This window comes from Nonomuraea antri, from assembly GCF_013283785.1.
Taxonomy (GTDB): Bacteria; Actinomycetota; Actinomycetes; order Streptosporangiales; family Streptosporangiaceae; genus Nonomuraea; species Nonomuraea antri.
Genome location: NZ_JABCPZ010000126.1, coordinates 19,898 through 30,848 on the forward strand (window position 1 = coordinate 19,898; position 10,951 = coordinate 30,848).

The following is a 10,951-nucleotide window of genomic DNA, read 5'->3' on the forward strand; positions in this document are numbered from 1 at the left end:
CTACTCGAAGGAAAGAACTATGCGCACCGTCCCCATCCCTGTGGACACCAGCAAGCTCGCCGTCACCTGCGTGAAGGCCCCGCGCCCGCGGGTCCTCAACAGGGACACCGGCGAGATCAAGACCGACAAGAACGGCAACACCGTGTACGAGGTGACCGTGTCGGTGGAGGACGAGTTCGGCCGGATCGAACTCGTGAAGATCGGCATCACCGGAGAGCCGCCCATCAAGACCGGCGATCAGGTCAACGCCGTCGACCTCGTCGGCTACGTCTGGGAGATCGCCGGCCGCTGGGGCATCAGCTACCGCGCCTCGGCGCTGCTTCCACAACAGGAGGCCGCCAGTGTCTGACCACCTCCTGATGCTCGGAGTCCTGGCCACTGCGGTGGCCGGGCTCTGGGCCTGGCACCACTGGCACTACCGCTCCTTCTGGCTGGTCGTCGGCTACCCGCTGATGGCCATCAGGATCAGGGCGACCTGGCGCAAGGTCGCGCTCGGCTGCAACCTCACGAAGAAGCGGCAGCGCTTCTGGTTCACCACCGTCCCCGGCCTGGTCGCCTCGACCGGCGTCGTCCGGGTCAAGCGGAAGTTCCAGCGCATCGCGGTGGACACCAAGCCGTTCATGTGGCTGCCGCTGCCCACCCGGCACGGATGGCGGGTCACCCTGCACACCCTGGAAGGGCAGATCCCCGGCGACTACGCCGACGCCGCCGAACGGCTGGCGCACTCCTGGGGCGTGCACGCCGTACGCGTCTCATCCGACAAGCCCGGACGGGTACGCCTGGCCGTCACCATGCGAGATCCGCTGGTCAAAGTCGATGAGCTCCCGCCGTCCACCGAACTGCTCAAAGTCACCGTGGGACGGCTGGAAACCGGCGGGTCGTGGGTCGTCGACTTCAAGACCGTCCCGCACTGGATCAACGCGGGCGCTACGCAGTCCGGCAAGTCCAACCTGGCCAACGCACTCATCGTCGGCCTGGCGCCACAACCCGTGGCGCTGGTCGGCTTCGATCTCAAGGGTGGTGTGGAGTTCACGCCATACGCGCCCCGGCTGTCGGCGCTGGCCACCAACCGCGCCGAGTGCGGCGGCCTGCTGGACGACCTGGTGGCGCTCATGACCGACCGCATGGGCCTATGCCGGATGGCCGCGGCCCGCAACATCTGGCAACTGCCGCCCGACATGCGCCCGATTCCCATCGTCGTCCTGATCGATGAACTGGCCGAGCTGTACCTGATGGCCGACAAGAGCGAGAAGGACGAGGTCGCCAAGACCTCGACGGCGCTGCTGCGGGTGGCACAGCTCGGCAGGGCGTTCGGCATCTACCTGTTCTGCTGTGGCCAGCGCATCGGCTCCGACCTCGGCCCTGGCGTGACGGCGCTGCGCGCGCAGTGCTCGGGCCGGATCTGCCATCGGGTCAACGATCCCGAGACCGCCACCATGACCCTCGGCGATCTCGACCCTGCGGCGCTCGTCTCCGCTCGGGCCATCGCCGCCGAGACGCCCGGCGTCGCGATCGTCGCCAGCCAAGACGGCCAGTGGTACCGCGCGCGCTCCTTCTACGTCAGCGAACAAGTCGCCGAACACGCCGCTCATGCCTACGCCGACCAGGCACCGAAGTGGGCGGATGTCATGACCGCTCAACCGCACGAAGCACCCGCCGCCTGACCGTCGTGAAGGGGGACAGAAGATGCGCCGCTTCACACACTGGCTGCTCGACACCGGTCCCGTCCTCGTCCTGGCCCTCATCGCCGGAGCGGGTTCGTTCACCCACATCCGCGACACCGCCAGCGAGAACGGACAGTCCGGCTGGATGTCCTGGGCCGTGGCCGTCTGCATCGACCTGACCTGCGTCATGGCCGCTCGCGAACGGCAGCGGGACAAGAAGAACGGCAGAGTGCGCCGCGGTCCGATCTCCTGGCCCGTCCTCGTCCTGACCGGCGGCATCGTCCTGTCCCTGGCCGCCAACCTGCAACAAGCCGACCCGACCGTGTGGGGCTGGATCACGGCCGCGACACCGGCCGGCGCCTTCCTCGTCGCGGTTTCCATGCTCGAACGCCGCGCCACAAGTCCCGCCGACGAGCCTTCGTCCTGCACCGTCCTGCCCACCACACCGACCAGCCCGCCGCAGGCCGATCGTCCCGCCCTCGTCCCCGCCAAGGAGGACGAACAGGACGCCGGTCCCGCTCCCGCCCTGGTCGCCTACGCCCGCCGGGTGGCCGACGAGCACTCGGCCAAGCACGGCAAGGCCATCACCCAAGACCTTCTCCGCGCCCAACTGGGCGTATCCGACCAACTCGCCTCCGAACTGCTGCGCACCCTGCACAACAGCCCGGACGCCGCATGAAAGGGACCGTCATGAACGACCGTCGTGCCGCTCTCATCAACGGCCTGCTCGACCTGGCCGCCTTCCTCGAAGCCCACCCCGATGTGCCGGTCTCGTCCAGCGTCACCATCCACCACTTCCCGGACAGCGATAGCGACGCCGAGATGTGCGAGGAGATCGACAAGATCGCCGCTCGCGTCGGCTCGGAGATCGACTACGAGGACTCGCCGTATGGCCACTACGCCACCTCGGTTCTCTTCGGGCCGGTGGAGTACCGCGCCGTGGCCGTTCTAGCCGCCGCTCGCGCTCGTCACGACGCCGAACGCAGCTACCTCGGCTGCGTCAAGCCCGACCTCAACCTCGACCTCGACCTCGACTGAAGGGGAACACCGCCATGCGCATCCGTCTGGAAGGAAGCCGAGCCGAGATCACCCTCGGCATGATCCACCTGCGCGAAGTCTTCACCGTGACCGCCGTCTCGCGCGCCTATCCCAACCGCGCGCACCCGCGGAATTACCGCGTCTATGTCCGCATCGCTCCGCGCAAGGACCGCTGACATGGACGAGCCCGCCCCTCGCTACCGCTGCTGCACCTGCAACGGCACCGGCCTCACCGACGACCAGACCTGCGCCGACTGCAACGGCAGCGGCATCGACAACCACGGCGCATAGCCGTAGCGCCCCCCGCCTGGCCACACATCCGCCAAGACGTCCGCCAGGCCGGGGGCCATCCACACCAGCGTCACTGGATAGGACGGAACCCATCTTGCCTCGTCTGCACTCGCCTGCGACAGCAGGCGTCATCGCCCGGCTCAACCACCCTGGGTACGACCGCTGGGCCTGTCAGATCCGCGCCACCGGCGGCTGCCGCCAGCCCATCCACCTTCGTGGCAAGGTCGAGCACTTCGACCAGGCCACCGGCCGACTGCTCCATCGCTACACCACGCGCACGGAACCCGATGGCGTCCTGCGCGTACCGTGCAAGACCCGCCGCGCCTCCCGATGCCCCGCCTGCGCCGAGGTCTACCGGGCCGACACGTACCAACTCGTCCGGGCCGGCCTGGTTGGCGGCAAGGGAGTTCCGGAGACGGTCACCGCTCACCCGTGCCTGTTCGTCACCTTGACCGCCCCATCCTTCGGGGCTGTCCACGTTCGCAGGGAGAAGCACGGCAAGGTCCTGCCGTGCCACGCTCGCCGCGACGCGAAGACGTGCCCGCACGGACGCGTCATGTCCTGCACATCCCGGCACGGGGCGGAGGATGCCCACCTGGGCGAACCACTCTGCCCGGACTGCTACGACTACACCGGGTCGGTCCTGTTCAACGCCACCGCGCCCGAACTCTGGAGACGCTTCACCGAAGCACTGCGGCGCCGCTTCGCCCGCCTCACCGGCCTGACACTCCGCGAACTGCGGGAACGCCTGACCATCTCGTTCGCCAAGGTCGCCGAATACCAGCGCCGTGGCGTCGTCCACTTCCACGCCGTGATCCGCCTCGACGGGCCAGACGGCCCCGACTCACAGCCACCGGCCTGGGCCACGGCCGATGCCCTGACCAATGCCGTCCAGCACGCGGCCAGCGCGGTTACGGTCACCACGCCGAAAGCCCCTGGGGAACCGGCCCGAACCCTGCGCTGGGGCACCCAACTCGACGTCCGGCCGATCACCATGACCGGCGAACTCACCGAACAAGCCGTCGCCGCCTACATCGCCAAGTACGCCACCAAGGCCGCCGAATGCGTCGGCACCCTGGATCGGCGCATCCAACCGCTCGACAACCTCGAAGCCCTGCCCGTCCGAGACCACGCCCGCCGGCTCATCAGCGAATGTCTGCGTCTGGGCACTCTCGACGAGCTGGCCGAACTCCGGCTCATCCAATGGGCGCACATGCTCGGCTTCCGCGGACACTTCTCCACCAAGTCCCGTCGCTACTCCACCACCCTCGGCGCGCTGCGCGCCGCCCGCGAGGAACACATGCGGGAGACCTGCATCTCCACCGGCCGCCTGCCGCTCTTCGACGAAGACACCGTCCTGGTCATCGCCCACTGGCAATACGTCGGCAAGGGACTGACCGCCGGTGAACAGGTCCTCGCCGCAGCCATCAACGGTGCCTTCCACCCGAACCGGGGTGAGCAGGATGAGTAGGCGCGATGAGCTGCTGACCGTTCCAGAGGTCCTCGACGAGCTGGGCGGCGTGTCCCGCCGCACCTTCTACCGCTGGCGAGAGCTCGGCCGTGCGCCGGTCTGCGTCCAGTTGCCCAACCTCGAACTCCGCGTCTGGCGGAGCGACCTGATGGCCTGGCTCGACTCGCGGCGGGAGACGGCATGAACACCACGTACGACGTGAAGCTCGGCGGCGTCCAGCACCGCACCGACCGCGCCACGGCCGCCTTCATCGCCCGCTGGCGGGTGGCCGGTAAGGCCAAGTCGAAGTCCTTCCGCACGAAAGGGCTGGCGAACGCGTTCCTGTCAGACCTGCGACAGGCCGCCAAGGCGGGGGAGGAGTTCGACATCACAACCGGCCTGCCGGTGTCGATGCTCGATCAGGAATCCTCGGGGCCGTCCTTCCTGGAGTTCGCCCAGTCCTACGTCCTGGGGCGCTGGCGCACCCTGGCGGGCCGGACACGGGAGACGGAGGCGTACGCTCTCCTCTCCCTGATCCCCGCACTCGTGACCGACGCACCTCGCCGTCCTTCCGACGAGGACTTGCGGGAGGTCCTCCGGATCCACGCGCTTCTTCCTGAAGGCCGTCGCACGCCACTTACGGCGGCGCAGGCCACGGCCATGAACTGGCTGGAGAAGGCATCCGTCCCGATGACGGACCTAGGAGAGCCCGCGGTTCTGCGAACGGCGCTGAACGCCATCTCCGTCACGTTCGCAGGCAAGGTCGCCGGCGCGAACACAATCCGGCGCAAGAGAGCGATCCTTCATCACCTGCTGGAGCATGCGGTCGAACAGAAGATCTTCAGCAGCAATCCGCTCGACCAGATCAAATGGACGGTACCCAAGGCTGTCACCGTGGTTGACCCTCGAACGGTGGTCAATCCGGCCCAGGCACGGCAACTCCTCGACGCCGTGGCCCAGGTCGGCCGTAAGCGCGGGCCTCGGCTCAAGGCGCTGTTCGCCTGCATCTACTACGCGGCACTCCGGCCGGAGGAGGCGGCGGATCTGCGTCGGGAGAACTGCACCCTGCCCGAGTCGGGATGGGGCCTGATCATCCTGGAGCGGGCACGTCCTCAGGGAACGAAGCGCTGGACAGATTCGGGGGAGACCCACGAGTCACGTAGCCTCAAGCACCGCGCGGCCAAGGAGACTCGCGAGATCCCGATCCCGCCCGTCCTTGTGAATATGCTCCGCGAACACCTCGCCGAGTACGGCACCGCGAAGGACGGCAGGCTCTTCCAGACGGCGACGGGCGGTACTTACTCCAGTTCGGCGCACTCTTACGTCTGGCAAGAGGCGCGCAAGCTCGTCCTCACTTCGGCACAGGTGGCTTCGTCGCTGGCATCGCGGCCTTATGACCTTCGCCATGCGGCGGTGTCCCTCTGGTTGAATGCGGGGGTCCCGGCTCCTGAGGTCGCGAAGCGTGCTGGTCATGGTGTTGATGTCCTGCTACGCGTGTACGCCAAGTGCATGGACGGTCAGCAAGAGCTTATCAACGGGAAGATCGGTGAAGCTCTTCACCGATGATTCACGTTGACCCCTGGCCCCGGCTCTTTGCTGGGGCCTCAGGCTCAGCAGATCGCGACAACTACGGGCGTGGTGCCAGTAGTAGGGGCTTGAGCTGCCTGGCGAATTCGATCGCATCGGCTCGGTGGTCGCGTCCGGGAGCGCCTTGCAGAATCCGAATGGACAACAGCTTCGCAGCATCCGGTGTCCAAGCGGAAACATAAGCGCCAACAGCCTTCCCTTGCCTGTCACGCAGTATGGCGCTGTAGCCGGGACCCAGCCCGTTCGGTAGCTCTGTCCCCTTGTCGCTGGCCTTCCTGGCTTCCAGGCTCTCTTGTGAGAAGGGAAGCGGGTCATGGAGCTCGATCGACAGCCGCGCGGGTTCCTTGATGTCCCGAGACCTGGAGACGAGGCAGTACGTGAAGTGATTCGCAGCTTCCGATCCGCTGGCATAGAAGTGCTTCAGCCCGACCGTCAGACTGATCGCTTGGCTGGACAGAATTCCACACTCTCCCGGTATGGCGGTTACAGCGCCCAGCGGACGATTATCCTTGGGAGGAGGTGGAGATGAACACGCTGCTACGACAGCGACAACGAAGACCGCGATTAGCTTCCAAGGATGCGATCTCATTTTTGCCCCGGTAGAGGATAGTTCGGTTGTTCTGCCTTGAATCCGTCCTCGACAGCCTTATCGACCCCTGAGAATGCCCTCATGGCCGATGACTCTTTCAGCCATTCACGGTAGGCGTAATCTTGCTCCGGAGTCATCCAAGTGCGGGGAATGATTCGGCCGTTTTTCATGAAGTCGCCGGGTGAACCCTTGGCGTAGTTTTCGTATGCATGAGGGTGTGGCTCTCGGGGCGGCTCCTCGCTGCCGAAGAGACCGTGACGCATCATGGCATCTGCGGCCAGGTCGCGGAACAGGTATTTGGTTGTATCGAGTGTCGCTTCAGCCTTCTGTCGCGCCTTCATGCCTTCTTCGAATTTGATGGTCTCATCGGCTGTTTTTCCCATGAATTCATATCCGGCTACGATTATGTCCCCTGCTGGCGTGAGGACCATTTTCAGAATATCAACCGCAGCATCTTGAAATGCTTCTCGACTCTCGTCTTTCGCATCTGCCTCGTTTATGTTGGCCGTGTTTCCAGCATCGACAATGGAGCGGAACGTTTCGCTATGGCGTTGGATTCGAGCCTTGAATTCCTCTGCCAAGCTGCCGGTCATCGACTCGTACACGATCTCTTTTCGCTTGGCGCTGACCTCGGCTGCCGTCGCATCTGGGTGCTGCTTGTGCCAGGATTCAAGAGCACTGTTGATGGCCTTCGCCATCTCTGCTGCGTGCGCATCTATCACCCGGACGCTATATTTCCCCTGACTTTCAGCCACGATTTTGAGAGCTGCGGGATCTTTGAAAGCCCATGTCATCGCTCGCGGGACTCCATGATAGCTAAGGAGTGCTCCGAACGGTTGTATTCCTGGAAGGGCGGGATCGGCGTCGGGCAACGGAGTTACCCCTGCCTTCTCTTCCGCTTCCGGTGATAGGCGATTCACGTCGCTAATGTAATTGGAGAGGACGCGGGCGAAGCTCATCTTGGAGTTGGATATTCTACTCTGAACTTTCTTGTCAGACCAGAACAGAATGGACCACGAGGCTATCATGGCCGACTTGTAGCCGCGCGAGGTTCCCCGCGGGTGGGTATGGTCGCGATATGTCGTTGAAGCTGCCTCGATCGCGCGTCCGATCGCCAACCCTCGATCTTTCCAAAGATTATCTCGCATCAGAAAGCCCAGAGGCTTCCTTGCCGGGTCTGTGAAGAAATCCTGTGCCACCCGTGGGTTTTTTGCCAGAGCGGCCGCCAGGCCTGGCCCGAAGCCCATGATTCCGTCTCGGTCGCCGCGGTCTCTCAGAGCATTGTCGTAAACTTTGTTGGCGATGTCACGCAAAAAGGCGTCATCAAACAATCCATGCTTCAGCAGGTCATCGATATTGGCTCTCCTTGTATTGGCATCAACGGCTATTAGCTGATCAACATATCCGCTAGGTAGGCGCATATCGCCGACTCCTCGCGATGCAGTGCCGAGGATCGCACCTAATGCGGCGACCAGTCGATCTCTGTCTGCTTTTGCTGCTTCTCTATTGGGTTTGCTGATATTTGTGTCAATGACGCTATTGAGAGTCGACAGGATCTCTTTGAGCTCTCCCGGTGGCATCTCCTTGGCAAAAGCGATAGCGAAGTAGGGATCGTTCCGATGTTTTTCCAAGGTGTCGAGCGTTTTGTCACTCAATGGCTGCTGGTGGAAGGGGAAGTTCTTTCGTAGTTGACGCAGTTCATCGGCAACGGACTTGGCTGCTGCAGCACCGCTGGCGGGCGAGTGGGAGACCCACAGTGACTCGTCCGCCCAGACCACTCCCTTGTCGAGTCCGATCTTCTGGGTGGCCACAATGAGGTCCAGGCGTCGTTGCAGGCTGGGGACTTCCTGGGCGATCTGGAAGCTGACATCCTTCAACAATCCCGGTCCAGACAAGCTCATGCCGATCGAGCTCAACGCCTGGCCGATCCGGGCATCAACTTCGGGCCATGACTGCGCCAGTCGCTTGATCTCATTGATGAGCTGAGTCATCAGGGTGGGGTCGATGCCGACCCGGTTCGAGGGCGTGCTCATCGGCGCAGCCCCCCTGGGGGCGAGATCGGCGGTTGGCCTGGCCAGGATGGCTCGGTGGCTGACTTCCCGGTGTCCGGGCGTACAGGTGTGGATTCCACCAGCGCGAGCGCGCGACTGAAGACGCTCTTATAGGCAGCCTCCCAGCCCTTGCAGTCCTCGATGAGTTTGTCCGCGGCCTTACCCTTCATCGCACCGCTTTGGAGCAGGTCGACGAGCTTGCGCACGTCTTTAGCGTGCTGGTCGCGTAAATACTCGATCGTCCGCCGAGCGGCCTCGATCTCTTCTTGCGTGGCCATCATCCGGGATCCCCTGGATCGTTGGGGACGACTAACTATGGGAATGATGTGACGATAAGCGGCGACTATGCCTCAGTCGAGGGGAACTACTGAAGCGGCATGGGCTGAACGATTCTCGTGCGCCGCTACGTACTACGCAGGATGGCGATCGCCTCTATGACATCAGCGACGACGTGATCCGCCTCGTGATCCTGGTCTGGCCAGGTACCTCTATCGATCCAGATGGAACGCAGGCCGGCGGCTCCGGCTCCCTGGATATCGGCAATGAGGTTGTCACCGACCATCCAGCCGCTCTCGGCAAGATCGGTTCCGCATCGCTGAGCGGCAACGTGGAACAGCCCGGCCTCGGGCTTGCGTATCCCCTCGGCGCCTGAGATGGCGTAGCCGTGGATCACCTCGGCCAGGCCCGTGTGCTGCAGCTTACCGAGTTGGTTGTCGGCCATGCCGTTCGTGACGATCCCGATCCGCCAGCCGGCAGCGCCTAGCTCGGCCAGTTCAGTCAGGACGCCTGGATAGCACTGGGCCAGGTGCGGCATGCGCCTTCGGTAGACGGCCCACAGTTCTTCCATCGTCTCCGGCAGGTCGAAGCGTTCTCGTACCTTGTTGAACAGCGCTTCGCGGTGTGGATGTCCCTCCCTATCCATAGAGAGCAGCCATCCGACTGCGTCGGATCCCAGCCGCCATTGCTCCGCGAACTCCTCCGCCCACCGGAGAAACGCGGTGTCGAGGTCGATGAGCGTTCTATCAAGGTCAAAGAGGACAAGGCGCTGCACGTCGCCACCCTAGACACGACCCTCGCGTCTGCTCAGCGCCGCCCCAGCGGTCTGGGGCTGACCTCGGGAAACGCAACCAAGATCGTCCCCCGCATGTCCCCTGATCATGGTCCTACAGCTGCATATAGACGCTGTCGGTCGCCTACGCAGATCAGGAAAGCAAAAGACCTGCGGCTGAGAAACCGCAGGTCAGAGGCCAGAATGCCTGGTGGAGAAGAGTGCCCCCGGCAGGATTCGAACCTGCGGCACCCGCTTTAGGAGAGCGGTGCTCTATCCCCTGAGCTACGGAGGCGGACTCTCGTAAGCCTAGCGAAAGTCCGGGAGTGCGTGGGACGTCAGGTGGCCGGAACTTTCGACGAGCGGGTTATGGCTGCTCTGAGCTGCGGTAAAGCCATGACAAGTGCTCAGATTCCTGCTCTTGGTGCGTGGATAGCGTCGCTCTGTGACTCAGAGACGACGTTCGCAGCCGCGGAGGCGGCGGCCCGTGGTGTTGGTCGGGGCCTTGTTGGCGCCGGCGATCCTGGCTGGGGGGTTGCTGGTCGGGGAGATGGGGGTGATCCAGGGGCAGGCTGCGGTCGTGCATGTGCGGGGGCAGGTGCAGGAGTGGGTGGCGTTCGAGCCGGTTTGGGTGCCGGCGCCTGCTCGGCCGGATCGGCGGTATGAGGGGGTTGTGCCGGGGATGATGCCTGCCCCGGCAGTGGTGGCGACTCCGGCACCGGTCGTGCTGCCGGGGCTGCCTGAGGTGGAGGAGCCGGTTACGCCCGGGCCGGTGGATCCGCTGCAAGAGGAGTGTCCGGGGGAGTGGGAGGACACGTGGTTGTGGGAGGTCTGTCGGGAGGATGAGCAAGCCCGGGAGACCGGGTTGGTGCCTGGGCTTTGAAGAAAGGTGGTGTTCATCTCTGCATCGGCCTGCGCCTGCGCCTCCTTCGGCGGGTGCGGGTGGCACGATTTGCTTGGGCGAGGGAAGTTTCGGTCTTCCGGGTGTTCGGTGTCCCGGTACGGATCCCGCTCTCGCCCCTGGTTCCGCCCTCGCCCCTGGTCCCTGTCCCGGTCTCGATGCCGGTCTCGGTCCTGGCCCTGGCCCTGGCCCTGGTCTTGGTTCCGGTCTCGGTCCTGGCCCCAGGTCCCAGTTCCCGGTACTGGCCCTCTCGAGTGGCTGGTGTTTCTGCTCCCTACGGGCGCGGGTGGTTGGAGGTTGGCGTTCCCGTCTCTTGGCGGGCGGATGGGGGC

Annotated in this window: 11 protein-coding genes and 1 tRNA gene; 8 read left to right on the forward strand and 4 right to left on the reverse strand. The window is 64.4% G+C overall.

Going from position 1 to position 10,951, the window contains the following annotated elements:
• Nucleotides 1–19: 19 nt before the first annotated feature.
• The 8 genes from HII36_RS33040 to HII36_RS33075 all read left to right on the forward strand — a co-directional run bounded on the left by HII36_RS33040 (nucleotide 20) and on the right by HII36_RS33075 (nucleotide 6,009).
• Nucleotides 20–349 carry an SCO3933 family regulatory protein gene (locus HII36_RS33040; protein WP_173527222.1) on the forward strand — a complete coding sequence of 110 codons (330 nt, stop codon included), beginning with the start codon at nucleotides 20–22 and terminating at the stop codon, nucleotides 347–349.
• Nucleotides 342–1,664 carry an FtsK/SpoIIIE domain-containing protein gene (locus tag HII36_RS33045; RefSeq protein WP_328807995.1) on the forward strand — a complete coding sequence of 441 codons (1,323 nt, stop codon included), beginning with the start codon at nucleotides 342–344 and terminating at the stop codon, nucleotides 1,662–1,664. The genes HII36_RS33040 and HII36_RS33045 overlap by 8 nt, the downstream gene beginning before the upstream one ends.
• Before the next feature lie 22 nt (nucleotides 1,665–1,686).
• A complete protein-coding gene (locus tag HII36_RS33050) occupies nucleotides 1,687–2,343 on the forward strand; it encodes a DUF2637 domain-containing protein (RefSeq protein ID WP_173527223.1) in 657 nt (218 codons plus the stop codon).
• An 11-nt stretch (nucleotides 2,344–2,354) separates the two neighbouring features.
• Nucleotides 2,355–2,702, forward strand: coding sequence for a hypothetical protein (locus HII36_RS33055; RefSeq protein WP_173527224.1), 348 nt, complete (start codon nucleotides 2,355–2,357; stop codon nucleotides 2,700–2,702).
• 14 nt (nucleotides 2,703–2,716) lie between these two features.
• Nucleotides 2,717–2,878, forward strand: coding sequence for a hypothetical protein (locus HII36_RS33060; RefSeq protein ID WP_173527225.1), 162 nt, complete (start codon nucleotides 2,717–2,719; stop codon nucleotides 2,876–2,878).
• A gap of 209 nt (nucleotides 2,879–3,087) precedes the next feature.
• Nucleotides 3,088–4,464, forward strand: coding sequence for a replication initiator (locus HII36_RS33065; RefSeq protein ID WP_173527226.1), 1,377 nt, complete (start codon nucleotides 3,088–3,090; stop codon nucleotides 4,462–4,464).
• Nucleotides 4,457–4,648: a helix-turn-helix transcriptional regulator gene (locus HII36_RS33070; protein WP_173527227.1), complete on the forward strand. Its 192-nt coding sequence runs from the start codon at nucleotides 4,457–4,459 to the stop codon at nucleotides 4,646–4,648. Before HII36_RS33065 ends, HII36_RS33070 begins: the two co-directional genes overlap by 8 nt.
• A complete protein-coding gene (locus tag HII36_RS33075; RefSeq protein WP_173527228.1) occupies nucleotides 4,645–6,009 on the forward strand; it encodes a tyrosine-type recombinase/integrase in 1,365 nt (454 codons plus the stop codon). Before HII36_RS33070 ends, HII36_RS33075 begins: the two co-directional genes overlap by 4 nt.
• Before the next feature lie 606 nt (nucleotides 6,010–6,615).
• Here HII36_RS33075 and HII36_RS33080 read toward each other — a convergent pair.
• From HII36_RS33080 to HII36_RS33095, 4 genes are all read right to left on the reverse strand, one after another.
• A complete protein-coding gene (locus HII36_RS33080; protein ID WP_173527229.1) occupies nucleotides 6,616–8,652 on the reverse strand; it encodes a hypothetical protein in 2,037 nt (678 codons plus the stop codon).
• Nucleotides 8,649–8,951, reverse strand: a complete 303-nt coding sequence (locus HII36_RS33085; RefSeq protein ID WP_173527230.1) for a hypothetical protein — start codon at nucleotides 8,949–8,951, stop codon at nucleotides 8,649–8,651. The genes HII36_RS33080 and HII36_RS33085 overlap by 4 nt, the downstream gene beginning before the upstream one ends.
• A 122-nt stretch (nucleotides 8,952–9,073) precedes the next feature.
• On the reverse strand, nucleotides 9,074–9,721 hold the full coding sequence (locus HII36_RS33090) for an HAD family hydrolase (RefSeq protein ID WP_173527231.1): 648 nt from the start codon (nucleotides 9,719–9,721) through the stop codon (nucleotides 9,074–9,076).
• A 219-nt stretch (nucleotides 9,722–9,940) separates the two neighbouring features.
• Nucleotides 9,941–10,013 (reverse strand) — tRNA-Arg (locus HII36_RS33095).
• Between the last annotated feature and the right edge of the window lie 938 nt (nucleotides 10,014–10,951).